This window comes from Rhizobium sp. CB2179 (genome assembly GCF_057653455.1).
In genome coordinates this window covers 2138864-2165188 of record NZ_CM172781.1, presented here as the reverse complement: position 1 = coordinate 2165188, position 26325 = coordinate 2138864, and the positions used below count along the sequence as shown (strand labels likewise).

Annotated in this window: 18 protein-coding genes; 12 read left to right on the top strand and 6 right to left on the bottom strand. The window is 62.3% G+C overall.

Annotation, left to right across the window (positions count from 1 at the left end; all coding sequences use genetic code 11):
- The first annotated feature begins 75 nt into the window (after positions 1 to 75).
- Entirely contained in the window at positions 76 to 1254 is a 1179-nt protein-coding gene (locus AC244Q_RS10815; protein WP_206641108.1) for an efflux RND transporter periplasmic adaptor subunit, read from the top strand.
- 5 nt (positions 1255 to 1259) lie between these two features.
- Complete coding sequence (locus AC244Q_RS10810) at positions 1260 to 4412, top strand: efflux RND transporter permease subunit (RefSeq protein ID WP_128407315.1); 3153 nt, start codon at positions 1260 to 1262, stop codon at positions 4410 to 4412.
- A 65-nt stretch (positions 4413 to 4477) separates the two neighbouring features.
- On the opposite strand, the gene AC244Q_RS10805 is transcribed toward AC244Q_RS10810, so the two are convergent.
- On the bottom strand, positions 4478 to 5227 hold the full coding sequence (locus AC244Q_RS10805; protein ID WP_128407314.1) for a histidine phosphatase family protein: 750 nt from the start codon (positions 5225 to 5227) through the stop codon (positions 4478 to 4480).
- Between the two features lie 242 nt (positions 5228 to 5469).
- On the opposite strand from AC244Q_RS10805, the gene AC244Q_RS10800 reads away from it, so the two are divergent.
- Complete coding sequence (locus AC244Q_RS10800; protein ID WP_026238397.1) at positions 5470 to 6282, top strand: UDP-2,3-diacylglucosamine diphosphatase; 813 nt, start codon at positions 5470 to 5472, stop codon at positions 6280 to 6282.
- Positions 6283 to 6447: 165 nt separating this feature from the next.
- Positions 6448 to 7668: an MFS transporter gene (locus AC244Q_RS10795; protein WP_128407313.1), complete on the top strand. Its 1221-nt coding sequence runs from the start codon at positions 6448 to 6450 to the stop codon at positions 7666 to 7668.
- Here the strand turns inward: AC244Q_RS10795 and dgcA are convergent.
- A complete protein-coding gene (dgcA, locus tag AC244Q_RS10790; RefSeq protein WP_018492957.1) occupies positions 7620 to 8603 on the bottom strand; it encodes an N-acetyl-D-Glu racemase DgcA in 984 nt (327 codons plus the stop codon). The genes AC244Q_RS10795 and dgcA overlap by 49 nt on opposite strands.
- 99 nt (positions 8604 to 8702) lie before the next feature.
- On the opposite strand from dgcA, the gene AC244Q_RS10785 reads away from it, so the two are divergent.
- The 5 genes from AC244Q_RS10785 to AC244Q_RS10765 all read left to right on the top strand — a co-directional run bounded on the left by AC244Q_RS10785 (position 8703) and on the right by AC244Q_RS10765 (position 14136).
- The gene (locus AC244Q_RS10785) at positions 8703 to 9872 is read left to right on the top strand and encodes an ABC transporter permease (protein ID WP_197725657.1); all 1170 of its coding nucleotides are present in this window, start codon (positions 8703 to 8705) and stop codon (positions 9870 to 9872) included.
- A gap of 1 nt (position 9873) precedes the next feature.
- The gene (locus AC244Q_RS10780; protein WP_011652197.1) at positions 9874 to 10719 is read left to right on the top strand and encodes an ABC transporter ATP-binding protein; all 846 of its coding nucleotides are present in this window, start codon (positions 9874 to 9876) and stop codon (positions 10717 to 10719) included.
- A gap of 9 nt (positions 10720 to 10728) precedes the next feature.
- On the top strand, positions 10729 to 12099 hold the full coding sequence (locus AC244Q_RS10775; RefSeq protein WP_029875480.1) for an MlaD family protein: 1371 nt from the start codon (positions 10729 to 10731) through the stop codon (positions 12097 to 12099).
- Between the two features lie 24 nt (positions 12100 to 12123).
- Positions 12124 to 12735, top strand: a complete 612-nt coding sequence (locus tag AC244Q_RS10770; RefSeq protein ID WP_128406504.1) for an ABC-type transport auxiliary lipoprotein family protein — start codon at positions 12124 to 12126, stop codon at positions 12733 to 12735.
- A 147-nt stretch (positions 12736 to 12882) separates the two neighbouring features.
- The gene (locus AC244Q_RS10765; protein WP_128406503.1) at positions 12883 to 14136 is read left to right on the top strand and encodes a sensor domain-containing diguanylate cyclase; all 1254 of its coding nucleotides are present in this window, start codon (positions 12883 to 12885) and stop codon (positions 14134 to 14136) included.
- A gap of 41 nt (positions 14137 to 14177) precedes the next feature.
- Here the strand turns inward: AC244Q_RS10765 and AC244Q_RS10760 are convergent, their stop codons facing one another.
- A complete protein-coding gene (locus AC244Q_RS10760) occupies positions 14178 to 15053 on the bottom strand; it encodes a D-alanyl-D-alanine carboxypeptidase family protein (protein ID WP_128406502.1) in 876 nt (291 codons plus the stop codon).
- 370 nt (positions 15054 to 15423) lie between these two features.
- On the opposite strand from AC244Q_RS10760, the gene AC244Q_RS10755 reads away from it, so the two are divergent.
- Positions 15424 to 16173 carry an aminoacyl--tRNA ligase-related protein gene (locus AC244Q_RS10755; protein WP_128406501.1) on the top strand — a complete coding sequence of 250 codons (750 nt, stop codon included), beginning with the start codon at positions 15424 to 15426 and terminating at the stop codon, positions 16171 to 16173.
- A 55-nt stretch (positions 16174 to 16228) separates the two neighbouring features.
- Here the strand turns inward: AC244Q_RS10755 and AC244Q_RS10750 are convergent, their stop codons facing one another.
- Both AC244Q_RS10750 and AC244Q_RS10745 read right to left on the bottom strand, forming a co-directional pair.
- A complete protein-coding gene (locus AC244Q_RS10750; RefSeq protein ID WP_012757673.1) occupies positions 16229 to 16789 on the bottom strand; it encodes a cysteine hydrolase family protein in 561 nt (186 codons plus the stop codon).
- Positions 16790 to 16880: 91 nt separating this feature from the next.
- Complete coding sequence (locus tag AC244Q_RS10745; protein ID WP_128406500.1) at positions 16881 to 23876, bottom strand: apolipoprotein A-IV repeat region-like domain-containing protein; 6996 nt, start codon at positions 23874 to 23876, stop codon at positions 16881 to 16883.
- Positions 23877 to 24336: 460 nt separating this feature from the next.
- Here AC244Q_RS10745 and AC244Q_RS10740 point away from each other — a divergent pair, with 460 nt between their 5' ends.
- Positions 24337 to 24720 carry an Hpt domain-containing protein gene (locus AC244Q_RS10740; RefSeq protein ID WP_082229805.1) on the top strand — a complete coding sequence of 128 codons (384 nt, stop codon included), beginning with the start codon at positions 24337 to 24339 and terminating at the stop codon, positions 24718 to 24720.
- Between the two features lie 258 nt (positions 24721 to 24978).
- Complete coding sequence (locus AC244Q_RS10735) at positions 24979 to 25299, top strand: 2Fe-2S iron-sulfur cluster-binding protein (RefSeq protein WP_003540151.1); 321 nt, start codon at positions 24979 to 24981, stop codon at positions 25297 to 25299.
- A 317-nt stretch (positions 25300 to 25616) separates the two neighbouring features.
- On the opposite strand, the gene AC244Q_RS10730 is transcribed toward AC244Q_RS10735, so the two are convergent.
- A complete protein-coding gene (locus AC244Q_RS10730) occupies positions 25617 to 26243 on the bottom strand; it encodes a DUF922 domain-containing Zn-dependent protease (RefSeq protein ID WP_128406499.1) in 627 nt (208 codons plus the stop codon).
- Positions 26244 to 26325 lie beyond the last annotated feature (82 nt).

Here is a 26325-nt window from a genome sequence, read left to right as displayed (position 1 = left end):
GCTGAGGAGGCCCGCCGAACGTCATTTCGGCGGGCTGTGCTTTTTTGGACCCCAGCGGGACTAGCAGGAAGGCTAATGAACATGCTTTTTCGAACGAAATCATTTGGTTGTACGCTTGTCCTGGCGCTAATATTCGGCGCCGGCCTGCCGGCTTACGCGCAGGAAGGCGGCGCGATGCCGCCTGCTGCCGTCAGCGTCCTGACGCTTAGCGCCCGCCCGCTTCCCGTGGTCAGCGAGCTGCCCGGCCGCATTGCGGCGACGCGCGTTTCCGAAGTGCGGGCCAGGGTTTCCGGCATCCTGGAGGAACGGATCTTCGAGCAGGGCAGCTTCGTTCATCAGGGCGATGTGCTCTACCGGATCGATCCGGCGCTTTTTCGGGTGCGTGTGGCAAGCGCCGAGGCAAGCCTCGAGCGCGCCAGGGCGACGCAGCTGAATGCCCGCCAGCAGCTGGACCGGCAGAAGTCGCTCCGCGACCGCGATGTCGCAAGCGGTATCGAATACGATGCGGCGGCCGTCGCCCTTGCCCAGGCCGATGCCGATGTCGCGCTGGCGCAGGCCGCACTCGACGAAGCGAAGATCAATCTCGGCTATACCGAAGTCCGCGCACCGATATCAGGCATCATCGGCGGCGCGCTGGTGACGGAAGGCGCGCTGGTGACGGCCGATGGAGGCGACGCGCTGGCGATGATCCAGCAGATCGACCCCGTTTATGCCGACTTTATGCAATCCTCCGGAGACCTGCTGGCGTTGAAGCGGGCGGTCGAGAACGGCAGCCTCACATCGACCGAACCAGGCAAGGCCGACATCAAGCTCGTCTTCGACGACGGCACCGTCTATGGCGAAGCCGGGAAGCTGCTCTTCAGCAGCGCCAGCGTCGATGCGACGACGGGCCAAGTCACCCTCCGCGGTGAATTCCCCAATCCGAAGGGCGACCTGCTGCCCGGTCTTTACATCAGGGTGCGCATCGAACAGGCCGTCCGGGAGAAGGCAATCCTTATCCCGCAACGCGCCGTCATCCGCACGGCCGATGGCAAGGCGCAAGTCTACGTCGTCCAGGAGGGAGACGTGGCACAGCCGCGGGACGTGGAGCTCGGTCAATCCTTCGGCAATGAATGGGTGGTCGAAAGCGGTCTGTCATCAGGTGAGCGTCTCGTTGTCGACGGCAGCCAAAAGCTGCAGCCGGGCGCAAAGGTCGCGCCGGAAGAGTGGCGGGATGGCCAGCTCGCGTCCGGTGACGCCAAGAAGCCGGAGTAAGGTCGATGGCACGTTTCTTTATCGATCGCCCGATCCTAGCCTGGGTCTTTGCGATCTTCATCTCCATCGCTGGCCTGATCGCGCTGCCGTTCCTGCCGGTCGCCCAATATCCCAAGGTCGCGCCGCCGCAGCTCAGCATCACCACCAGCTATCCCGGCGCTTCGCCCCAGGATATCTATCAGGGCGTCACCCGCCAAATCGAGGAAGAGCTGAACGGGGTCGAGCACCTTTCTTATTTCGAGTCGACGTCGGATACATCGGGCGCGATGACGATCACCGCGACCTTTGCGGCCGGCACCGATATCGACCAGGCCTCCGTCGACGTTCAGAATGCCATTCGCCGCGTCGAACCGCGGCTGCCGCAATCCGTCAAGGATCAGGGCATCACGGTCGAGGAGGCGTCGTCGGGCTTCCTGATGTTCATCTCGCTGACATCGACGGACGGGAAGACCGACGAGGTGGCGCTCGGCGACTATCTCAACCGAAACGTCATCGGCGAGCTGCGCCGTCTCGAGGGTGTCGGCCGCGCCCAGCTATTTGCGTCGCAGAGGGCGATGCGCATCTGGATCGATCCCGACAAGATGGTCGGCCTGAACCTCACAGCATCCGACATCAGCGCGGCGATCTCGGCGCAGAACGCCCAGGTCGCGGCGGGCCAGATCGGCGCAGCACCCAATCCGATCTCGCAAGACCTGACGGCGACGGTGCTGGTCAAGGGGCAACTGACCGACATCAAGGAGTTCGGAGACATCGTGCTGCGCGCCAACGCCGACGGATCGAATGTCAGGCTGCGTGATGTCGCGCGCATCGAAGAGGGCAGCGAGAGCTACAGCTTTTCCACCCGCTTGAACGGGCAGCCGAGTGCTGCCATCGCCATCCAGCTGTCGTCGACAGGAAATGCCGTCAATACCTCCAACCTGGTCAAGGCCAAGATGGAGGAGCTCTCACGCTTCTTCCCTGATGGCGTCGAATATTCCGTTCCCTATGATACCAGCCCGTTCGTCTCGGCATCGATCGAGAAGGTGGCGCATACGCTCGCAGAAGCCGTTGCACTTGTCTTCGTCGTCATGCTCATTTTCCTGCAGAGCTTCCGCTACACGATCATTCCGACGCTCGTCGTGCCCGTCGCGCTGCTCGGGACGCTGGCTGTCATGTATGCCGCCGGCTTCTCGATCAACGTGCTGACGATGTTTGCGATGGTGCTTGCCATCGGCATTCTCGTCGACGACGCCATCGTGGTGGTGGAAAACGTCGAGCGGCTGATGGCGGTAGAAGGGCTGTCACCGAAGGAAGCGACCAAGAAGGCGATGCGGCAGATCACCGGTGCGATCCTCGGGATTACCCTGGTTCTCTCCTGCGTCTTCGTGCCGATGGCGTTCTTCCCGGGTTCAACCGGCATCATCTATCGCCAGTTCAGCCTGACCATGGTTGTTTCAATCCTGTTTTCCGCCTTCCTGGCGCTGTCGCTGACGCCGGCGCTCTGCGCCACTTTCCTGAAACCGATCAAGGGCCATCACGAGAAGAAGGGCATCGCCGGCTGGTTCAACCGCAACTTCGACCGGCTGACCGGGCGCTATGCCCGCACAGTCGAGGGACTGGCCAAGCGCTCCTGGCGGGTCATGGCCGTTTATGTCGCGCTGCTCGTCGGCCTTGGCTATCTCTTCGTCAACCTGCCGAGCAGCTTCGTGCCGGATGAGGATCAGGGCTTCCTGATCGTCGACGTGCAGGGACCGCCGGAGGCGAGCCGCAACCGCACGGTGGCCTCGCTTGAAAGCATCGAAGCGATCTTCAAGAAGGAGCCGGCCGTTGCCAACGTCGTCGCGATCCAGGGCTTCAGCTTCTCGGGGCAGGGACCGAATGCCGCCCTGGTGTTCGTCACACTCAAGGACTGGGCCGAACGCGGCGCCGGCAATTCGGTACAGGAGATCTCTAACCGCGCCAACATGCAGCTGTTTGGGCTGAAGGACGCCACATCCTTCGCGCTGTCGCCGCCGCCGATCGAAGGTTTCGGCACGACCAACGGCTTTACCTTCCGCCTCCAGGATCGCGGCGCGAAAGGCCAGGCGGCACTGACCGAGGCGGCGGGAATGCTGATCGGCAAGGCATCGCAGAACCCCATCATCGCAGGTATCCGCCCGGAAGGCATGCCTGACTCGGCCCAGCTTGTGCTGGTCATCGATCGCGAAAAGGCAAATACCTTCGGCGTTGCCTTCGCCGACATCAACAGCACGATCACCGCCAATCTCGGCTCGAGCTATGTCAACGACTTCCCGAATTCGGGCCGCATGCAGCGCGTCATCGTGCAGGCGCAGGACAAGAGCAGACTTCAGGCGGAAGACCTGATGAAGCTCAATGTCCGCAATGCGAGCGGCGGCATGGTGCCGCTGTCGTCCTTCGCCGTCGCCGAATGGCAGAAGGGACCGGCGCAGATCGTTGGTTATAACGGCTACCCTTCCGTGCGTATTTCCGGCGCTCCGGCGCCGGGATATTCATCGGGGGCGGCGATTACCGAAATGGAGCAACTGGCCTCGGAACTTCCCGACGGTTTCGGCTTCGAATGGACCGGCCAGTCGCTGGAGGAGCTGAGATCGGGATCGCAGGCGCCGTTCCTGTTCGGCCTCAGCATTCTCTTCGTCTTCCTGCTGCTGTCGGGGCTTTACGAAAGCTGGTCCATCCCGTTGTCGGTGATGTTGGTCGTGCCGCTCGGCGTCATCGGCTGCGTGCTTGCGGTGATGAGCCGCGACATGTCCAACGACATCTACTTCAAGGTCGGCCTGATCGCGATCATTGGGCTGTCGGCGAAGAACGCCATCCTGATCGTCGAATTCGCCAAGGACGGGTTTGCCGAGGGCAAATCGCTGATGGATGCCGCGATCGAAGGCGCCCGTCTGCGCTTCCGACCGATCATCATGACCTCGCTAGCCTTCACTTTGGGCGTGATGCCGCTGGCGATCGCCACCGGGCCAAGTGCGGCCAGCCAGAATGCCATCGGCACGGGCGTGCTTGGCGGCATGATCTCGGCGACGGTGCTGGCGATCTTCTTCGTTCCCGTCTTCTTCGTCTTCGTGCTGCGTCTCTTGAGGACGAAGCGGCCGGAGACTGTGAATGAGGAGACGCCGGCCGGGCAGGAGCCCGCGCCGGTAACGTCGCCGAGCTGAGGTGAAGAGTTGGCGGTTTGCCTTGCGCAACCCACCACAGCTTTGCGCCGTTCCGATTTAAGGAATTATGCAGTCGGCTTCGGCGTGATCGTCACGTCGGCGCCATAGGCATCGCGCAGTTCGCCTTCCTGTCCCGGCTGCCGATCGGCCGCCTGATGCAGCAGGATCGACTCGTATCCTTGCGAGCGCGTCCCCTCGATCAGCGTGATATCGGCGTTTCCGGGATTGTCGGAGCGCTCGAACCACTCGACGGGGCGGTGCAGAAAATTCATTTCGACCGCCCGGTTGGTGACGCCATGACCGACGATCACCACGTTGTGGTCGCCATTTTCGGCACCGTGCATGACGGTCTGCAGGAACAGGCGCACCCGCTGGGCCACATCCGCCCGGCTTTCGCCATCCGGCGGCCGTGCGTAGAACTTGCCGCTGTTACTGCGCAGCCTCGCCCATTTTTCGAACTCGTCGGGAAACTTCTGCTTCTGTTCGGCGTGGTCGTAGATTTCGGTGAAGAGACCGAAATCCTGCTCGCGCAACAGATAGTCCTCCCTGATGCCGCCGACAAAACTTTCCGGCAGTGCTTCGAGCAGCGCATCTTTGCTCTGCCGGGTCCTCAGAAAGGGCGAATACCAGATATGCAGCTTGCCGAAACCCGCGCTCGGCAATGACCTGAGATAGGACGCGATCACGCCGCCTGCTTCGAGAGCCTGCCGATGGCCCCACTGCGTCAGCGGCACGTTGTGATCGCCGAATTGGCGGTAGGCCTGTTCGTTGATGTTGCCGAGGGATTCGCCGTGGCGAACGAGAAAGAGACGCATCAGCCATCCCGCATTGTCGGATATGGAATCGGCGCCATCATGAACGCCCTGAATGAACAGGGCAACCTTGTCGCGGGACCTGGCGGCGACGGGCATACTGCCCGCGTGGCGACGGGACTACTACCCGCGCGGAATGAACAGGTTTGCAGGGCTTTTCCCCAGCTTGTCATCTTCCTGAAACACGAGTCTGGTTTTGGAAGGCTAGATGAAAGATGGGACATGAGCGGTAGCTCGTGAAAGACATGATGGAACCCAGACATTTCCGCACGCTCTTCATTTCCGATGTCCATCTCGGCTCGAAGGCCGCGAAGGCCGACTTCCTCTTGGATTTCCTGCGCCACCACGAAGCCGATACGATCGTGCTCGTCGGCGACATCGTCGACGGCTGGCGCCTGAAGCGCAGCTGGTACTGGCCGCAGGTCTGCAACGACGTCGTCCAGAAACTGTTGCGCAAGGCGCGCAAGGGTACGCGCGTCGTTTATATTCCCGGCAATCACGACGAATTCCTGCGCGCCTTCCCGGGCATGCATTTCGGCGGCATCGAGGTCGTCGAGCGTATGATGCATGACGGCGCCGACGGCAGAAAATATCTGATCCTGCATGGCGACGAGTTCGACGTCGTCGTCCGCAACGCCCGACTGCTCGCCTATCTCGGCGACTGGGCCTATGACACGGCAATCCGCATCAACATCATCCTGGCGGCGGTGCGCCGCCGACTCGGCATGCCCTACTGGTCGTTCTCGGCCTGGGCGAAGCTGCAGGTCAAGCATGCTGTCAACTTTATCGGCGAATTTGAGCGCGTCGTGGCCGAGGAAGCCCGCAAAAACGGCGCCGATGGGGTGATCTGCGGACATATCCATCATGCCATCATCCAGGACATGGACGGTATCCGCTACATCAACACCGGCGATTGGGTGGAAAGCTGCACGGCTGTCGCCGAGCACGAGGATGGCACGTTCGAACTGATCACCTGGCGGGCGCTCGCCAGCAGCGTGCCGGCGCTTGCCGCTATCGAAATGCATGACGAGGGCGAACTGGCCCCGCAAGCCGCCTGATTTTGGCGCCGGCGCATCCGCGCCTGCGCTCCCACGAATTTAGCCGTTACCGTCAGGCGACAGGCCCTATTTATTTTCTAAAACGTTTCAGAACGGCTATTTCTCGCAATAGTCGCCTCCAGGGTGGTGTGTTAGGACAACGTCCAGTTTCCTTCAGGTCCACCCATGATTCCCGCTCAAAATTCCCCGACGGGTGAGGGAGCGCCGCCGCGCTTCCGGCTTCTCAGTGCGCTTTCCTATTGTGCGCCGCTGCTCGTCAACGGCATCGTCCTGCCGTTCTTTCCCGTCTGGCTCGCAACCCATAGCTTTAGCGATCATGAGATCGGCATCATCCTTGCCATACCCATGGTGGTTCGCGTGCTGGTGGCGCCTGTCGTCGCCATGATCGCCGATCGATTGAAGGAGCGCGCCGACGTGCTGCTCTGGTCGGGCGGCCTTTCGCTGCTGACGGCGGTCGCGCTGTTCTGGACGACGACTTTCTGGCCGGTGACGATCGTCTATGCGCTGCAGGGCGCCACCTTCGCACCCTATGTGCCCGTCGTCGAATCCATCGTCATCTCGGGCGTGCGCCGCTGGGGGCTCGATTACGGGTCGATGCGCGTGTGGGGCTCCATCGCCTTTATCGTCTCGACGCTGGTCGGTGGCCAGATGATCAGCCGGTGGGGCGGCGGAATGGTGCTCGATGTCATGGTGTTCGGCTTTGTCATGACCGTTGTCATGGCGATCTTCTGTCCGCGCATCGGGCCAACGCGACGGCGGGGCCAGCCGATCAACATCCCAGCCGCTACCGGCAGTGGCCTGCGCGAGCCGCACCTGCTGCTGCTTTTGATCGGCGTTGCCATCCAGCAGTCGAGCCATGCGGTGCTGAACGCTTTTTCCTCGATCTACTGGCATCAGCTCGGCTTCTCCGGGACTGAGGTCGGGCTGCTCTGGAGCGCCGGCGTCGCCTCGGAAGTGACGGTGTTCTTCCTGTCGAAGCGTCTCAACCGTCGCTTCGATGCCTGGACGCTGATCCGCTTCGGCTGCGCCATCAGCGTCTGCCGCTGGATCCTGTTTCCGATGAATACCGGTTTTGCCGGTTTCTTCCTGCTGCAATGTTTCCACGGCTTCACCTATGCCTTCGTGCATACCGGCGTGCAGCGACGGATCATGGCGACGGTGCAGGAGACGCAGGAATCTTCGGCACAGGGCGCCTATTTCTTCTATGTCGGCATGGCGATGGCGCTGATGACCCTGGCGTCGGGTTATCTTTATGCCTGGCTCGGCGTCGTCAGCTATTACGTCATGGCGCTGGTCGCGTTTTCCGGCCTCGGCCTCGTCATCTTCGCCTACTATCTTCAGCCCCAAAGGGTGCTTTCCGGCGGAAGGACCAGCGAAGCGGCGTAGCGCAGGCCGGGATCGCGGTCGCGGGCAAGCAGCAGCGGACCGTCGAGATCGACGAAATCGGCATTCTGGGCGAGGAGAACGGCGGGCGCCATGGCAAGCGAGGTGCCGACCATGCAGCCGATCATGATACTGAATCCGAGCCGTTCGGCCTCGGCCTTCATCGACAGCGCCTCCGTCAGGCCGCCGGTCTTGTCGAGCTTGATGTTGATCGCGTCGTAGCGGTCGGCAAGGCTTGCGAGATCGCCGGTGTGGTGGACACTCTCATCGGCGCAGACGAGGAGCGGGCGGCGGATTTCGGCGAGCAGCCCATCGCGGCCAGCCGGCAGCGGCTGCTCGACGAGGGCGATGCCTGCTTCCGCGGCGATATGGAGATGACGCTCCAACACGGCCTCCGGCCAGCCCTCATTGGCGTCGAGAATGATGGCGGCATCGGGCGCGGCGGCGCGGACGGCGCGGATGCGGCTTTCATCGTCGCCGGTGCCGACCTTGACCTTCAGCAGGGCGCGGCCGGCATGTTCGCGCGCCTGGGCGGCCATCACCTCCGGTTCACCGAGCGAGATGGTGTAAGCGGTGGTGAGCGGCTGCGGAGCGGCAATGCCGAGGCGGGCGGCGACGCTGTCTCCTGTCTGCTTTGCCTGGAGGTCCCAGAGGGCACAATCGACGGCGTTGCGGGCCGCGCCCGGCGGCATGGCCGACAGCAGGTCATGGCGTGAAATGCCGGCTTCGATCAGCGGTCGCGCCGCCTCGATCTGGGCGAAAACGCTCTCCATGGTCTCGCCGTAGCGGCGGTAAGGTACGCATTCTCCGCGCCCCTGCGCACCCTCTTCGACAAGCGTGCAGGTGATAACCTCGGCTTCGGTCTTTGCCCCGCGCGAGATGGTGAAGGTCCCGGCAATCGGAAAGGAATTCATCTGGATATCGAGGGTGCGCGGCATTATTGCTCTCCTGCAAGCATGGAAATTGCACGGTGCTTCTGTATATTGACGCGCCGGGCGAACGATCTGCTTCGCGATTCGGCAATGTCGCTGTAAGCCTTGAAAGACACAAGTATCTTGAACGCCGAGAATCGCAACGCCGCCTCCCTTGATGTGGACGACCAGGCTGATGGATCGGGACAGCGTGTGCGTCTTCAGGGCAATTGGCGCAGCGCCTACATCCATCTGGTGCTACGCGATTTCGAAAAGCTTTTGCAGAAGAAGACTGGCGACCTGACGGTAGACCTCTCGGATATTTCGGAGATCGACACCGCCGGCATCTGGCTGCTGTGCCGGCTGAAGAAGCAAGAAGAGGCGGGCGGGCGGACGGTTCGCTTCGAAGGCACCAACTCGCATATCGACGAAATGCTGGAGATGTTTTCCGAGGAGCCGACCAAGGTCGAGCCGGAGCAGACGGAGAAAGTCTCGCTTGCCGCGCGCATCTTCGCGCCGATCGGCAAAATGACCTACGAGGTCTGGGACAATTTCGCCGCCGCCATGTATATCCTTGGCTCGGCGGTGCGCGGCGCGCAGATGAAGTTCGGCCGCGGCAGCGGCGTTTCGCCGGCCTCGATCGTCAACCAGATCGACCATATGGGCGTTCGCGCCGTTCCGATCATCTTGCTGATGTCTTTCTTGATCGGGGCGATCATCGCCCAGCAGGGCGCCTTCCAGCTGCGCTACTTCGGTGCTGAGGTTTTCGTCGTCGATCTCGTCGGCATCCTGCAATTGCGCGAAATCGGCGTGCTTCTGACTTCGATCATGATCGCCGGCCGCTCGGGCAGCGCCATCACCGCCGAAATCGGTTCGATGAAGATGCGCGAAGAGATCGACGCGCTGAAGGTGATGGGGCTGAACCCGATCGGCGTGCTGATCTTTCCGCGGCTGGTGGCGCTGACCATTGCGCTGCCGCTTTTGACGGTGCTGGCGAATTTCGCTTCGCTCGGCGGTGCTGCCGCTGTCGCCTGGGGCTATTCCGGCATCACCTTCGCCAATTTCCTGTCGCGCCTCCACGAGGCGGTCACATTGTCGACGGTGCTGTCAGGCATGATCAAGGCGCCGTTCATGGCGCTGGTCATCGGCATCGTCGCCGCCGTCGAGGGGCTGAAGGTTGGCGGCAGTGCGGAATCGCTCGGCCAGCACGTGACGGCCGCGGTGGTGAAGGCGATTTTCGTCGTCATCCTGATGGACGGGCTTTTTGCGATGTTCTATGCAGCGATCGATTTCTAGGATGGCGGACCGCGTGGACGAGAAACCGATCGATATGGAAGACAAGGACGAAAGGGACATCGTGCTGTCGGCGCGCGACGTCACCGTCGGCTTCGGCTCCAAGGTCGTGCTCGACAATCTGAACCTCAATATCTACCGCGGCGAGATCCTCGGATTCGTCGGCGCGTCGGGCACGGGTAAATCGGTGCTGATGCGCACGGTGCTCCGGCTGCTGCCGCGCCGCTCCGGCACGATCAAGATCCTCGGCCAGGATTTCGACGAACTCGACGAGCCGCAGCGCAACGCCCTCGACATGCGGCTCGGCGTGTTGTTCCAGCAGGGGGCGCTGTTCTCGTCGCTGACGGTCAAGGAAAACATCCAGGTTCCGATGCGCGAATATCTCGACCTGCCGACCTCGCTGATGGACGAACTGGCGCATCTGAAGATCCGTATGGTCGGGCTTGCAGCCGATGCCGCCGACAAATATCCATCCGAACTGTCCGGCGGCATGATCAAGCGCGCAGCCCTTGCCCGCGCACTGTCACTCGATCCGGAACTCGTCTTCCTGGACGAGCCGACCTCCGGCCTCGACCCGATCGGTGCGGCCGAATTCGACGAACTGATCGCCAACCTGCGCGATAGTCTGGGATTGACCGTGTATATGGTCACGCACGACCTCGACAGCCTGTTTTCGGTCTGCGACCGTATTGCCGTGCTCGGAAAGAAGCGAGTAATGGTGGAAGGCACGATCGACGACATGCTGGCCTATGACGATCCGTGGGTGCAGGCCTATTTCAAGGGCAAACGCGCGCGGTCGATTGTGCCGCAGAACGATGCTGCCGCGCGGCACGACAGCAGCGGAAAGTGACCGGATAAGATGGAAACCAAAGCCAATTACACGATTGTCGGTTTTTTCACGGTGCTGGTGATCGCGGCTGCCTTCGGCTTCGTCTACTGGATGGCCGAATATGGCCGCGGCGGCCCGATGACGGAACTGATCGTGCGTATTCCGGGCTCGGCCAACGGCCTCAGCGTCGGCTCGCCGGTGCGCTTCAACGGCATCCAGATCGGCTCGGTGCAAACGCTGTCGATCGATGCCGACGATCCGCAATATTCGCTGGCCTTCACCCAGGTGCGCACCGATGCGCCGATCTACCCCTCGACCAAGGCCGCCCTTGAAATCCAGGGCTTGACCGGGGCTGCCTATATCGAACTCTCAGGCGGCCGCAAGGGCGAGGAAAGCATCCTCCAGCATGCGATCGACAACGGCAAACGCGCCGTCATCGTCGCCGACCAGTCGAGCGTCACCAATCTCCTGGCGACCGCAGACAAGATCCTCGATCGCGCTAATGACGCGGTCGGCGAACTTCAGGGTTTCATCGAAGATTCGCGTGGGCCGCTGACCGAGACTTTCAAGAATGCCGAGACGTTCTCCGATGCACTTGCCAAGAATTCCGGCAATATCGACGCCTTCCTGCAGAGCGTGGGTGAGCTCTCCAATACGGTGAAGGCGGTCTCCGGTCGTGTCGATTCGACGCTTCAAGCCGTCGAATCGCTGGTCAAGGCGGTCGATGCGCAGAAGATCGACAACATCGTCTCCAATGCCGAGAAGATTACCGCCAATGTCGCCGATGCCTCGGGCGACCTCAAGGGTGCGATCCAGAAGTTCGACCAGACCGCCACCACCTTCAACGATTTCGGCAAACAGGCGCAGGCGACACTCGATCGCGTCGATACGCTCGTTGCCCAGATCGACCCGGCGAAGGTGAAGGGCTCTGTCGACGATATCGCGCAGGCGACCAAGGATGCGCGCGCCGCCGTCGCCTCGATCCGCGAGGTCGCCAACACGGTTTCGGCGCGTCAGAAAGATATCGACCAGACGATCCAGGACGTGTCGCAGCTTTCCAACAAGCTGAATTCGGCCTCGACCCGCATCGACGGCATTCTCATCAAGGTCGATGCGCTGCTCGGCACCGACAATACGCAATCGCTGTTCACTGAAGCGCGCAATACGCTGGAATCCTTCAAGAAGGTCGCCGACAACCTGAATTCGCGGATCGGGCCGATCGCCGACAATCTGCAGAAATTCTCGAGCGGCGGCTTGCGCGACGTGCAGACTCTCGTCAACGACATGCGCGGGACCGTGAGCAATCTGAACGATACGATCACCAACTTCGACCGCAATCCGCAACGTCTGATCTTCGGCGGGGACACGGTGAAGCAATATGACGGCCGGACGCGGCGTTAACTGGGAAATCAGGGGTAGCCTAATATGGTCGCATCGCATCTGTTGTCGCGCCGTTCTCGGATCAGGGGAACGGTGATCGCGCTGCCGCTGACGGCGCTGATCCTTTCGGGGTGCGGCACCGCGGCCAAGAACGACACCTATGACCTGCCCGCCGCCGTCGATGGCAGCGGGCCCGCGGCCAAATCCCGCCAGATCCTGATCGCCAGCCCGACGGCGCTAAGGTCGCTCGACAGCGAGCAGATCGTCATCCGTGTTTCGCCTTCGGAAATCCAGTATCTCTCAAAGGCGCAGTGGGGCGACAAGCTGCCGCGCATAGTGCAGTCCAAGCTGGTGGAAGCCTTCGAGAACTCGGGCAAGCTCGGCGGCGTCGGCATGCCGGGGCAGGGGCTGGCGATCGACTACCAGATCGTCACCGATATCCGCTCCTTCGAGATCGATGCTTCGAACGGCAACCAGGCGGTGGTCGAGATCTCCGCCAAGATCCTCAACGATCGCAATGGTTCGGTGCGCGCCCAGAAGGTGTTCCGCGCCTTGGCGCCGTCCGGCGGCGACAATGACGGCTTCGTCAAAGGCCTCGACCGCGCCTTCTCCACGGTCGCCTCCGAGATCGTCAGCTGGACGCTGCGCTCAATTTGAACTGGAATTTCGAGACCGCCCCTTGAATATCGGGGGTTGTCGATTGTGAAAAATATTTGATCCCATGGCATAGGGGTCGTCATCGTATTCAATTTCTTCACGAATTTATGGAACGCATCATACAGTCCCTTTCAGGAGGAATGCTGCATGGTGGTTGCACGGGTCTTCGGGAAATCGTCATCGGAGGCGATCCAGCGCGAAAATGATCGCCTGGCTGTGTTGCAGCAGCTCGATATCCTCGACACTCCGAGGGACGAGGGCTTCGAGCGGATCGTACGCCTGATAAAGGAGATCTTTTCCATCGACATCGGCATCGTGTCGCTGATCGATGCGCATCGGCAATGGTATAAGGCTTGCTCCGGCCTCGCGGGCGACGAGGTGTCGCGCGAAGACACGTTCTGCCGCTACGTTGTGGATTGTGAAAGGCCTGTTGTCGTGCAGGACGCTACCAAGGACCCCCGGTTTTCACAGCATCCTTCGGTGACGGGCGAGGACAATATTCGTTTTTATGCCGGTGTGCCGTTGAGAACAAAAGCCGGGCACATGATCGGAACGGTTTGCGCGATCGACCGCAGGCCAAGATCGTTCGGCAACAGAGATCTCGGCATTCTCGAGGAACTGGCGGGAGCGGCGATGGACCGCATCGAGCTCATGCAGTCGGCCGCGATCGACAGCCTGACCGAGGCGATGACGCGGCGTGCCTTCAAGCAGGAGGCCGAGCAGCTCATTTCGCTTGCCGTGCGGCATCAACACGACTTGTCATGTATCGTCTTCGATATCGATCATTTCAAGAAGGTGAATGATACGCATGGGCATGCGGCCGGAGACGAGGTCCTCAAGGCGGTGGCATCGACCTGCAAGGCGACCCTTCGAGCCGGCGATCTGTTCGGCCGTCTTGGCGGCGAGGAATTTGCCGTCATCCTGCCGCATGTCGATCGGGAAGGTGCTGCCGCAGTCGCCGAGAAACTCAGAGCCGCCATCGCCTCTCAGATCATACGCGGCGATCATGGCGCCCTGACCGTTACTGCCAGCTTCGGAACGTCCGCACTCTCCATTGTCAGCAAAGAGATCGAGACCTTGCTGGCTCAGGCGGATGCGGCGATGTATCAGGCCAAGCATGGCGGGCGGAATCGTTGTGTGTCGTGGAGTTCGATCCACGCCGATCACGCCATTGGGGCTCGACGGCGAGTGCTGAAGGCGGGTTCGATCCTGTTCAACGATCGACGCTCGACCATCGACTGCACCGTCAAATCCATTGGATCGGAGAGCGCCGGCATCTCAGTCTCCAATACATCAGGCATTCCTTCGGAATTCGTCCTGGCCATCAAAGGCGAAGGTTTCGAAACGAATTGCAGGGTGATCGCGCAAGACCGGCAGCATCTGGAAGTCGCTTTCAGATAACTCGGCAGCGAAACCTGCCGGCAGGTCTCTGCTCATCGGGCCTATTTGGTCGGCTGCGAATCCGTCATCGTCGCTCCCGGCTGGCTGCCCGGTGTCGTAGAAGCTGTGGCGGTCGATGACGGCGACAGGGTGCTGTCCAGCAAGCTTGCCATTTTGTCGTCGCGTATGCTCGCAGTCTTTTCGCCCATGACGACGCCGACCACGCGGCGGCCATCCTTCAGCGCCGAGGTCACGACATTGTAGCCCGATGCATCGGTATAGCCGGTCTTGATGCCGTCGACGCCGTCATAGCGATACATGAGGTTGTTGTGGCCGCGCAGCTTCATGCCGCGGAACTGGAAGCCGCGCATGGAGAAGAGCTTGAACTCTTCGGGGAAGTCCCGCATCAGCGAAACGCCGAGTGTCGCCATGTCCCGCGCCGTGGTGACCTGCTCCGGATCGGGAAGGCCCGACGGATTTTTGAAGACCGTATCCTTCATACCGAGCTGGTGTGCCTTGTCGGTCATCGCCTTGGCGAAAACCTGTTCGGAGCCGCCAAGCTGTTCAGCGATCGCCACAGCCGCATCATTGGCAGAGAGCACGACAATTCCTTCGACCGCTTCGCGCAGCGTCACCTTGCGGCCGGCGCCGACAGCGAGCTTGAAGGGCTCCTTGCTCTCGGCATTTTCTGACATGGTGAGCTTCTGGTCCCAGTTGAGGCGTCCGTCATGCAGGGCTTCGAAGGCGAGATAGAGCGTCATCATCTTGGTCAGCGACGCCGGATAGTTCAGATCGTCCTGATTGGAACCTTCGAGGACCTGGCCGGACTGGGCATCCACGACGAAGCTTGCCTGGCCTGCCTGGGCCAGAGTGAAGGCGCCCATCAGGAAAACGGAGGAGAGCGCGGTGGCAAGGAGCCGGGATGTCGTCTTGGTCATCAATGTTGCTGTCTCGATCGTTTGGATGGTGGAGTGAGCTATTCGCTTTAATGTGAGCGGATCAGAAAAGTTTGTGACGGAATGAAGGACAGGGGGCAATAAAAAAGGGTCATCCACAGCTGATTCCTTTTGTCTCACCCTCTTCGGTTTTGACAATGATGCGCACGGCTCGTAGAAAACTCGCCATGAGCATGAAGCGCGCGTCTTTCTCTCGTCATATCAGCACCTGCCTGCAGGTCGCGATCGTGCGCGCTCTTGGCGGGCGAGGTCTTCGCGTCCTGCTGTGACGTCAGGGCGCTCCGCGTCCGGCGCGCTGCTGGACGTAAAGCCCCTCACCACGTCAATCAAGGTTGCCAGGGAGACAGGCACCGTGCTCAATATTTATCATGTCAATTCGCTCGTCCATTGGGAGGAGCGCGAGATCCAGCTGCGCGATCATATGATCGGCTTCTTCTCGCAAGAGGTCCGCAGCTTCCTCAGATCCGTCAATCCAGCCTGGGATGTCAGGAGGGTCGAGGCGCCGGCGTTGATGCCGCGGTCGCTGGTTTCAAGCGCCTATTCGAACGCCGATATCTGGGTCCAGGAACAGCTCTCCACCAGCGAGACCGCGCTGGTGCTGAGACCGGAGACCACGCCGTCGACCTACATCTACATGCAGCATATTCTCGGCAATCATTCGAAGACACGGTTGCCGCTCTGCGTCTGGCAGGCCGGCAGATCCTATCGTCGCGAGCAGGAGCAGCCGACCAAACACATGCGGCTGAAGGAATTCTGGCAGCTCGAATTCCAATGCGCCTTCACGGCCGACAGCGGCAACGACTATCACGCCGCCTGCCTCGAGCCGGTCCGCCGGATGATCGCATCGCTGATCCATCTGCCGACCCGGATCGTGCCCTCCGACCGGCTGCCGGCCTATTCGGAGGTGACTGTCGATATCGAGGTCGACAATGGCGACAAATGGATGGAGGTCTGCTCGATCTCCCGACGCACGGATTTTCCGCAGCGCTACCGGTCGCAGCCGAGGAAGGGAGCGGCCGTCGACCACGACGTGCTGGTGCTTGAGATCGCCATCGGCCTCGATCGGTGCGTCTACAACTGGAATATAGCGGCCGATCGGTGAGATATCGGAACCCGGGGCCGCCAAACGGTCCCGGGTTCCCATGTGGTCCGAAAATTTAGGAAAAGTCGATCTCGGCAGCGGGGCGGATTTCTACCGTCGCCTTGCCCGCATCGAAACCATCGAGTGTTTCATTGTGATGGGCAATGATCTCGGAGAAGGCTAAGGTCGCCGTGTCGCTGGTCGTGTGACCATCGGCAATCAACGTCACATCATATCCGAGCGACACGGCTCGCCTGACTGTCGTGTCGACGCAGAATTGGGACATGCATCCACCCACGACGAGGTGAGTGACCGATCGTTCGCCCAGGCGTTCTCCAAGATCGGTCTCGAAGAAGGAGTCGGCGCTTTTCTTGCGCACAACGACCTCGGCCTGCCTCGGCGCGATCTCGTCGCGTAGCGCCCAACCTGGCGTGCCGACAGCCAATCGATGGCCGCTGTCGCCGTCATGCTGAACGAGTACGATCGGCGCGCCCGCCTGCCGAGCTTTTTCCTGTAGCGCGGCCAGCCGTGCGACGGTCTGGTCGAGTGCGGCATCGACTTGGGGCTGCCGCTCTGGCGAGGCTTTGCCGGAGAGGATGGCATTCTGGACGTCGATGATCACGAGGGCTTTGGTCATTTCGGGCGAAGTTTCCGTGGCTGGATGGCGAAAGCCGCCTGACACATGTTCAAGCGGCTTTCCCGGGTAATTCCAGTTCAGATCAGCGAGTTCAGCCGAGCCTGCCTGCGGCATGAGCGAGCATGGTGTAGACCTTGCCCGTGTCCGAGGTGAGGTAGGACTGCGTCACCGTCCGGTTCGGGTCGGTGCGGGCGACGTCGGCGAGCAGCTTTTCGAAATCACCGATGTAGCGGTCGACGGCGGTGCGGAACTCCGGTTCGCGGTCGTATTTGCGCTTGATCTCGTCGAAGGTCTGCTGGCCCTTCAGCGTGTAGAGGCGGCGGGTGAAGACGTCGCGCTCGCCGCGCTGGTAACGGCGCCAGAGATCGACCGAGGCGTCGTGATCGATGGCGCGGGCGATATCGACCGAGAGCGAGTTCAGCGATTCGACGACGTGGCGCGGATTGCGGCTGTCGTTGCTGCGCGCGGCCGGCGCGGCAGTTTCCGCCGGGCGGGCAGGAACACGGGCGGCCGCGGCCTCGTCGGCGGCGTCCTCACGCGATGCGCCACGCAGGAGATCGCTGATCCAGCCGCCGCTTTCCGGACGAGCCGGCTCTTGGCGACCTGTTTCCGGGCGGCCTGTTTCCTGGCGAGCGGGGGCAGGCTGCGGCGCGGCGCGCTGGGGGGCGGCAGCCGGCGCAGACGGTGCGATCGCTCCGCGCAGACCTGTCGCTTCGATCGGCGGCGGTGCTGCCGGCTGCGGCGGCTGGGCTGCGACCGGCTGGGCAGGACGCGGGGCCGGCTGCACCTGAGCGAGTGTGCGGGCGACGGGCTCGGAGATCTCGAGCTGCTGGCTGGAGCGGCCGACCAGCTGGGAGATATCCTGCAGCGCCTTGATCTGCTCGGCGACGGCCCGGCGCATGGCCGAGGCGCTTTCCTTGGCTTCCTCGGGAAGATCGAAGGCGCCGCGCTTCAGTTCGGCGCGGGTGGCGTCAAGCTCGTTGCGGATGTCGGCCGCAGAGCGACGGATATCCTCGGTGGCGCCGGAGAAGCGGCCGACGGCATCATCGATCGCCTCGCGCAGCGCTTCCCGCATGTGCTGGGCGGCGCCGTCTGAGGCGCGGCCAGCTTCGCCGAGCATGCGATCGACTTCCGACAGCGAGGCGGTGAGACCGCCGCGAATGCGATTGGAGAGATCGCCGGAGCGGCGCTCGACATTGGCGAAGGTGCCGTCGATCGTCGTATTGGCCTCGTCGCCGGCGCGGGTGATCGCCTCGCGCATCGTCTCTGCCGCTTCCTGGGCACGCTTCTCGGTTTCGGTGAGAATGCGGCCGATATCGGCGAAGGAGGACTGCACGCCCTGGCGCAAATTGCCGGTAACCTGGTTGGAGCGTTGCTCTGCCCGCTCGAACACGGTCTCGATCATGCTGCCGAGGCCTTGCATGGTCTTTTCGATCTCGGCCGAGCGCGAGACGAGGCCGACCGAGAGCGTCTGCAGCGCGCTCTCGCGTTCCTCGAGCGTCGAGGCGAGGTTGGACTGGGCGGCGCCGAGAAGCTGCGAAGCCTGGGTCAGAACCTTGGAGTGTTCGTCGAAGCGGCCGATGATGCCGCCGACCTGTGCCAGCGTCTGGCCCGAAATGTCGGAGAGGCGGTCGACCTTGCCTTCGAGAAGCCTGGTCGAGGCGGAGACCATTTCAGCGGCCTTGGTGGCGGAGTCGGCAAAGCGCGTGGTGGTATCGCCGAGACGACCGTCGACGCTGGTCAGTTGCTCGGCGGCGCGGTTCATCATCATCGCCATCGCCGCGCTGCTTTCCGACATGCGCTCGACGAGGCCGTTGACGTTGCCGACCAGGCTGTTCTCGATGGCGCTGACGGCATTGGCGACATTCTCGGTGCGGGCGGCAACGGCGCTGGCGAGCGCTTCGTTTTCGGCGCGCAGGCGGTCGGCGCTGAGGTTCGCCGCGGCGGTGATGCGGGCGGCGGCCTGCTCGCCGGCATCGGTGTAGCGGTCGATGATCGGGCGGGCCGTTTCGTCGAGGATGCGCGTCAATTCGACCGAACGGCCTGATAGCATCGAGTTGAGGTCGCGGGTGCGCTCCTCGAGCGTCGAGCGGATCGAGTTGCCGCGCGCTTCGAGCGCCCGGTCGATTTCGGAGAACGTCGTATCGATCTCGCGGGCACGCTCTTCAAGGTTGGTGCGAATGGCGCTGCTGCGTGCTTCCAGCGAGCGATCGACATCCGCCATGGTGGCGGAAATCTCGGTGCCGGCGCCCGACAGGGTCGAGCGGATGGCATTGCCGCGTGTCTCCAGAGACTGGCCGGCATCCGACAGCACCTTGGAGATGGCATTGACCTGCGTGCCGACGATGGTCTCGGCCTCGGCGACCTTGTTGACGATGGCGTTACCGGCTTCCGAGAAGGTCTGGGCAACGGCAGCGGCCTGGCTTGCCAGCCGATTCTGAGCTTCGGCGACGCGGGTGACGATCTGTGACGAGCGCTCATCCATGGTGCGGGTGAATTCGTCGCTTTTCACATTGAGATCCTCGGCGAATTGCTGGCCGGTCTTGCCAAGCAGTTCGGTGGTTCTCGTCGCTTCGCCTTCCATTCCCTGGGCCGCGTCGGCAACTGCGCTGCGCAGCGTCGAGGCGAGACCGGCGGCCTTGCCTTCGATGGTGCGATTGACGGCATCGAGGCCGACAGTCAACGCACGGTCCATGGTGGAGAGGCGTTCCTCGATGCGTTCATTGCCGCGGTCGAGCGTTTCGGCGAGGCTCGCGGTGCGGCCATCGATGGCGCCGGTCAGGCTGGTGGTGCGGCTGTCCAGCGTCTCGGCCAGATTGGCGGTGCGGCTGTCGATCGCCTGAGTGAGGTTTGCGGCACTGCCTTCGAGCGTCGCCGAGATGCGCTGTGTGGCGTCGTTGCTGAGCGCGCCGATACGGGAGACGCCGTCGGCAAGCACGCCGGACAGTTGGCCGCTGGCCGCTTCGACCTTTTCGGCAACGCCGCCGACGCCGTCGCGGATGCGGGTCTCGATCGCCGCAAGGCCGGCTTCCACACGCGATCCGGTTTCTTCAAAACGGCCCGTCAGGCTTTCGACCGACCGATCGAGATGGGTGGACAAATCCTGGGTGGAGCTCGAAATCGCACGTGCCGCCTCCTGGAAGCGACCGGCGATCTGGCCGGCGCCGGCATGCATGCGATCTTCCAATGTCTGGGCGCCGGCATCGATCGCCTGGCGGATCGCCGCTTCACGGTGCTCCAGTGACAATTCGAGCATGCCGACGCTTGTCGCCACCGAGGTGCCGATGCTGGTCGCCTGTTCGGCCAGCGTATCGCTGATCAGCGCATGGGCCTGGTTCAGCGATAGGTCGATGGCGTTGGCGCGGTCTTCGAGCGTCGTGCGGATGCGCTCATGGGCAGAGGCGAGCCCGCCCTCGATGCGCGCTGCGGCCTCGTCGGCGAGGCCTCCGAGCCGTGTATGTGCATCGGTCAGACGGCCTTCGATGCGGCCGGTCAAGCCGCCGACGAGATCCTCGAAGCGGGCGCCGCCGGTATCGAGAACGCCTGAGAGGGCGGCGCTATGTTCGGAAAGCGCATTTTCGAGCCGCTGCTGATTGTCAGTATAGGCGGTGCGGATTGCATCGGTCTTGTCGGAGAAGGCGCCGGCGACTCGGGCTTCGGCACCGGAGACGGCCTCCATGATGGCGTTGCTGCGGGCTTCGAGCACACTGTCGAAGCGGCTCTGGTTATCGTCGAGCGAAATGGCGAGCGCCATGGTCTTTTCATCGAGCGTATCGGTGAGCCGATCGTGGGTTGCCGTTACGGCGCCGATGATCGCGGCGGTGCGGTGGCCCAAGGCCTCCTCGAGGCGAGCCTGGCCTTCGGTTAGCGAGGCGGCGAGGGCGGCGGCCTTCTGGTCGAGCACTCCGTTCAGGCCGACATGCGTGCCGGAAACCGCATTGGTGATCGCCTCGGCGCCTGTTGTCAGCGTCTCCTCAAGACGGCTCTGGCTCTCGTTCAGCGAAATGGCAAGCGCCATCGCCCGATCGTCGAGTGTCTCGGACAGGCGGTCGTGAGTGGCGGAGACCGCATTGAGTAAGGATTCCGAGCGGCTCTCCAGGGTGTCCTGCAGGCGGCTCTGGCCCTCGTTCAGGGAGGCGGCGATCGCCGTCGCCTTTTCGTCGAGCGTTTCCGAGAGTCGGTCGTGCGTGCCGGACACGGCCTTGAGGAAGGCTTCAGAGCGTGCTTCCAGCGTGTCTTCGATCCGCGACTGGCTCTCATTGAGCGAGATGGCGAGCGTCATCGCCTTCTCGTCCAGCGTCTCGGACAGGCGGTCATGGGTGCCGGAGACCGCATTCAGCAGGGCTGCCGAGCGGGTTTCCAGCGTGTCTTCGATACGCGTCTGGGTTTCGTTGAGCGAGATGGCGAGGGCCATCGCCTTTTCGTCCAGCGTCTCGGAGAGGCGATCATGGGTGCTGGAGACGGCGTTCAGCAGCGCTGCGGAGCGGGTTTCGAGCGTATTCTCGATCCGGGCATGGCCTTCGCTGAGCGAGGTGGCAAAAGCTGCCGCCTTGCCGTCCAGAGTCTCCGAGAGACGATCATGGGTGCCGGAGACGGCGTTCAGCAGCGCCGCGGAGCGGGTTTCCAGCGTATCCTCGATACGGGCCTGGCCCTCGTTCAAGGAAATGGCGAGCGCCATCGCCTTTTCGTCGAGCGTTTCGGCAAGACGGTCGCGCGTGCCGGATACAGTGTTCAGCAGTGCCTCGGCGCGCGTTCCAAGCGCATCCTCGATGCGGGCATGGCGCTCGTCGAGCGAGGTCGTAAGGGCCGCCGCCTTGCTGTCCAGCGTTTCCGACAGGCGATCATGCGTGCCGGACACGGCGTTGAGGAAGGCCTCGGAGCGGGTCTCGAGCGTGTCCTCGATGCGAGCCTGGCTCTCGTTCAAGGAAATGGCGAGCGCCATCGCCTTTTCGTCGAGCGTCTCGGCAAGACGGTCATGGGTGCCGGAGACGGCATTGATGATGGCGTCGGAGCGGGTCGTCAGCGCTTCCTCGAAGCGGCCGTGATGGGTGGTGAGCGCCTCGAGCAATGCGCCGCCGCGCTCTGCCATGACGCTGTCGATACGGCCGTGGGCCGTGCCGAGCGCCTCGCTGATTTCGGCCGCACGGGCGGTAAGCACGCCGCTCAGCTCCTCGGCGCGACCGCCGAAGGCAGAGGTGACCTGTTCGGTGCCAGCGGCAACGGCAGTCGTCAGATCGGTGGTGGTGGTGCGCAGCGCGTCGCGGAATTCGGCCGAGCGTGTCTGAAGGTTGTTCTGCAGCTCGGAGGTGCCCGATGCGAGCGTCAGCGCGATGTCAGACGTAGCGCTCTGCAGCGCCGAGGTCAGTTCGCCGGTGCGGCTGGTGAGGGCTGTGGTGATTTCGTCCGCGCGGCTGCCGAGCGTGCTTTCCAGGACTTCGTGGCCGGTGGCGAGGGCGGTGGCGAGCGCCAGCGACTGGTCTGATATCGACGAACCAAGGCGGTCGATACCGGAATTCAGGATGCCGTCGATCGAATCCGAGCCGCCGGTCAGCGTCTCGTTGATACGAGCGAGGCTCTCCATCAGCTTGGTGTCGAGCGAGCCGGTGCGCTTGTCGAAGGCGCTGGTGAATTCGGAGACGCGTTCGTCGAAGGCGGTCGACAGCTGGGCGACGGTCGTCTGCAGCCGCTCCTCGAAGAAGCCGGAGCGCACGTCGAGATCCATGACGGCATCGTCGGCGGTGGTCTGCAGGCTCTGGCGGAAGCTTGCGCCCTTTTCATCGAGCGCGCTGTTCAGCTTCGACAACACGTCGTCAAGCGTGCCGCCGATGGTGCGTTCGCCTGACGTCAGGCTCTCATTGATCTCGCGGGTGCGGGCGATCAGGATCTCGTTGAGCTGGTGCGTGCGCTCATTCAGCGCCGCATTCAGCTTTTCGGTGCTGCTGTCCATGGTCGAGGCGCGCGTCTCGAACTGGCTGAGCAGCCTTTCGCCATGGTCGTTGAGATTGACGGAGAGGGCTTCGAGGCGGTTGTCGAATTCGGTGGCCAGCGCAAAACCCGATGCGTTCAGGGTCTGCAGCAGGGTATCGGTCTTGGCAGCGAGCAGGCTGCCCATCGACTGCAGGGCGCTGTCCGACTTTTCCAGGATCGTGGCGGCGCGTGTATCGATCAGCGAGGCGAAGGCTTCGCCAGATGTGGCAAGCCGCACCGCGATCTCTTCGGTCGCAAGCGACAGCTCTTCCTTCAACTGGTCGTGCACGCTGCCGATCGAGGTGCGGATACGGTCGGCATGGTTGACGATCGCCTCGCGCTCGGAGCCGAGCTCGTGGACCAGGCCGCGAACACGCAATTCGTTGTCGGCATAAGAACGTTCAAGCGCATTGACTTCGGAATGGACGAGCGTTTCCAGCTCGGAGGCACGCGCGATGGTGCGCTCGATGCCTTCATTCATGGCCGAGACCTCACGGCGCACGGCCTGGCCGACCGTCATGATGCGCTCGGAGGCGATGGTTTCCGGCTCTGCCAGGCGTAATGCCACCTCTGCCATGGAGCGGGCGGCGTTGCGCATGTCCTGGGCGCGGGAGATCATGATGGCGAATGCATAGAACATCATCACCGGAATGATGATGCCGACGAGGCCGGCGATGACGCCGGGCAGGGCGACGAGATCGGCGAGCGAACGGATCTGCCAGATCTGCGGAGCATAAAGCAGCGACATCAGGCCGAGGCCGGCCATGACCCAAAGCACGGAAAACAGGGTGGCAGTGCGCACCGCCGAGCGGCTGGAGGCGCCGTCAAAGGATTTCAGGATCGAGGCGGGCGTATTGCGGCTGGCATCGTTGGCGGGCGTGAAGGCCGGAGCCCTGGAAGCCTGCTCGCCGGCGGCACCGCGGCGGCTGCGGCGCTGCGCTTCTTCCTGGGCCTGCTGGTTACGCGCATTTACTGGATCAGACACATTAGCCTCCGGGGCCTGGGGCGCGTCGCCGCGGCGAGACGGTACGTTATCCTTGCTGAAGTCGATCTGGAGCGCCTCGTCCAATGCCTTGAACGCCTTGTCCTCAATCGACTCGTTATATTTGTTGTTCGCCATTCGGGTATGCCTCGTTACTGTCAGCCGGCCCAACCGCGCACCCCGGGCTTCGGCCCACCGGGAACAACTTTGCCGTTCCAGCCTTCCATCCCAACGAAGGACGGATAAGCATGTCATTTCAGAGTAGATAGCCGCTTTTTCAAACGGAAGGTATCAAAACACTACCATTATCCACTCGCTCGGCAAAGGCGCGTACCATAAACCCGCTCCACCAGTATCGTAGTGACACATCTGGGCTCTTCACACAATTAATGAAGGCTTGAGATTCACGGTCCGTTAACCCGTTGTTAACATCTTTGAATCCTGGACACCGCTTAAAAACCAATAATTTAGGGATATTTAACGGACGTTAACCATGTGGCGAGATTTCCGCCCTGAATGTGCCGGAATTTAACGTGATGGCCACCCTCCTGACGCAGAACTGTTGCAACTGCGGACGACAAAGACGGGAGAATTGGCAATGGCAGCCCAGATGGCAGCATTGAACATCGTATTCGAGGCGCCGGATAATGCAAAGGGACCCTGTCCCTCCAAGGTCCGGCCGATCGATCTGGTCCATCTCGCAAAGCAGACGATGGGTGACAAGACGCTGGAAATCGAGGTCCTTCAGATGTTTGCGCGCCAGGCCCGCGCATGCCTTCAGGATATTGCCAGCGGCGAAACCATCCGTATCGGCGCAGCCGCGCATCGGCTGAAGGGCGCGGCAAGCTCGGTCGGCGCGTTCCGCGTGTCGCAGACAGCGGAAGCCGTCGAGGAAAACGGCGGCGATGCCGGCGCGACGGCAGCGCTCGGTGCTGCGGTCATCGACGCCGAGAATTTCATCCTGAAACTCTGCCGCGGCTGATCTCTAAATTTTTATCTGATGCATGTCGTTGTCCCAAAACTGCTGCGCACTTTTGGGACCCACAAAAGATAGCGTTCGAACGAGCCCGTTGTTCCATTGCGGAACCGCGGGTCTTTTTGCGACGCCCCTTATGACGCTTTGAAGACGGCGGGCGAAGGCTCGATCTGCGAGGCTGCGGGGGATTTCCCAATATTGACTGACGCGTCGAATTATCGGAAGAAAATCCGCCCACCCACCTGAAGACCGGAAATAGTCCTGATGCCCAAACTTACCATCGTCGCCTTCGACGGCACGCGTTTCGACCTCGACGTCGACCAAGGCTCCACCGTGATGGAGAATGCCGTGCGCAATTCGGTGCCCGGCATCGAGGCCGAATGCGGCGGCGCCTGCGCCTGCGCGACCTGTCATGTCTATGTCGACGAGGAGTGGACGGAAAAGGTCGGCCAGCCCGAAGCGATGGAAGAGGACATGCTCGACTTCGCCTTCGATGTGCGCCCGACCTCGCGGCTGTCCTGTCAGATCCGGATGAAGGCTGTCTATGACGGGCTCGTGGTGCACGTGCCGGAACGCCAGGCCTGAAGCGCGCTGCGCTTCAAACGTCGTTGAAAAATTCGATACCAAAAAAAGACGCCTCGCGCGCTAGAGCGAGCGAGGCGAGGCGGGCGCATTACCTACGGATGAGGGAGGAACATCCGCGGCTTCGGAACGCGCCAGGAGAACCCAGCGATGAAAGTGCAGATGCCGTACCTGAACTTTCGAATGTGTTCATATTAACGCGTTGCGGTTGAGTCTGCCAGGATGAAAAATGACCATTCAATCGCTGGGGAGGGTGCAAGTTTCGCACAAGTTTCGTTGCGCGGCTAAGGTTTTCCGCTCGCAACCCGACTGGAAAAGCCTTATTTTGCGCCGGCTCGGCCGTTGATTCGATTGTTCAGCAGCCTCAGCATGCGCTTCTGAAAATTGACCGCCTCGACCCGGTCGAATCGTGCCTGCTGTCGGTCGTGCTCCTCTATACCGCGAGCTGATTCGTCGGAGACGAGTTCCTGCATGACTTCGCAGCTACGCTGCTGCCGCAGCGAGCGGATGGCGCGCTCCATCGCGCGTGCCTGATCGCGGGCGATCTCGGCATGGCGCTCCTCGTGGCGCTTGATATCGCTCGACAGCGCGTCCCAGATCATCGACAGCTCCTTGCTGGCGCCCTTGCGGCTGCTCCAGCGCGGCAGGATGATCTGGGTGTGGACCGTGACCTTGACGTTGCCGACGCGGCAGCGCCCGTTATCCTGGATATAGGTTGCCTCGCCGCCGAAGCGGATCTTCGTGGCGCCGGGATGGCGCGCAGAGGAGCCGCTCGCCGTCGGGCCGCGCCGGCTGAGTTCGCGGTCGAGCTCATCCGCGGTTTTGCCTCGAATGTCGAAATAGGAATAGCTTTTCGATGCGATCACTTCGGCTGCCGCGGGGCTGCAGAGGGAAAGAGCAATGGAAAAGGCGATAGGAAGGACCATATAACGCACTGCAAGCGGCATTCTGAACGCAACCCGTGTTGAAATCGACGGGAGCTTGGGGCATAGCCACCGCAAGCGCAATATCGGATGGCGCTTTTTTCGT

What these genes read in the sequence shown, in the direction of transcription:
- AC244Q_RS10795 (WP_128407313.1), top strand. Translation starts at nt 6,448, where the DNA reads ATGATTCCCGCTCAAAATTCCCCGACGGGTGAGGGAGCGCCGCCGCGC.
- AC244Q_RS10735 (WP_003540151.1), top strand. Translation starts at nt 24,979, where the DNA reads ATGCCCAAACTTACCATCGTCGCCTTCGACGGCACGCGTTTCGACCTC.
- AC244Q_RS10765 (WP_128406503.1), top strand. Translation starts at nt 12,883, where the DNA reads ATGGTGGTTGCACGGGTCTTCGGGAAATCGTCATCGGAGGCGATCCAG.
- AC244Q_RS10810 (WP_128407315.1), top strand. Translation starts at nt 1,260, where the DNA reads ATGGCACGTTTCTTTATCGATCGCCCGATCCTAGCCTGGGTCTTTGCG.
- dgcA (WP_018492957.1), bottom strand. Translation starts at nt 8,603, where the DNA reads ATGCCGCGCACCCTCGATATCCAGATGAATTCCTTTCCGATTGCCGGG.
- AC244Q_RS10815 (WP_206641108.1), top strand. Translation starts at nt 76, where the DNA reads ATGAACATGCTTTTTCGAACGAAATCATTTGGTTGTACGCTTGTCCTG.
- AC244Q_RS10770 (WP_128406504.1), top strand. Translation starts at nt 12,124, where the DNA reads ATGGTCGCATCGCATCTGTTGTCGCGCCGTTCTCGGATCAGGGGAACG.
- AC244Q_RS10730 (WP_128406499.1), bottom strand. Translation starts at nt 26,243, where the DNA reads ATGCCGCTTGCAGTGCGTTATATGGTCCTTCCTATCGCCTTTTCCATT.
- AC244Q_RS10740 (WP_082229805.1), top strand. Translation starts at nt 24,337, where the DNA reads ATGGCAGCCCAGATGGCAGCATTGAACATCGTATTCGAGGCGCCGGAT.
- AC244Q_RS10775 (WP_029875480.1), top strand. Translation starts at nt 10,729, where the DNA reads ATGGAAACCAAAGCCAATTACACGATTGTCGGTTTTTTCACGGTGCTG.
- AC244Q_RS10745 (WP_128406500.1), bottom strand. Translation starts at nt 23,876, where the DNA reads ATGGCGAACAACAAATATAACGAGTCGATTGAGGACAAGGCGTTCAAG.
- AC244Q_RS10800 (WP_026238397.1), top strand. Translation starts at nt 5,470, where the DNA reads ATGATGGAACCCAGACATTTCCGCACGCTCTTCATTTCCGATGTCCAT.
- AC244Q_RS10750 (WP_012757673.1), bottom strand. Translation starts at nt 16,789, where the DNA reads ATGACCAAAGCCCTCGTGATCATCGACGTCCAGAATGCCATCCTCTCC.
- AC244Q_RS10805 (WP_128407314.1), bottom strand. Translation starts at nt 5,227, where the DNA reads ATGCGTCTCTTTCTCGTTCGCCACGGCGAATCCCTCGGCAACATCAAC.
- AC244Q_RS10780 (WP_011652197.1), top strand. Translation starts at nt 9,874, where the DNA reads ATGGCGGACCGCGTGGACGAGAAACCGATCGATATGGAAGACAAGGAC.
- AC244Q_RS10760 (WP_128406502.1), bottom strand. Translation starts at nt 15,053, where the DNA reads ATGACCAAGACGACATCCCGGCTCCTTGCCACCGCGCTCTCCTCCGTT.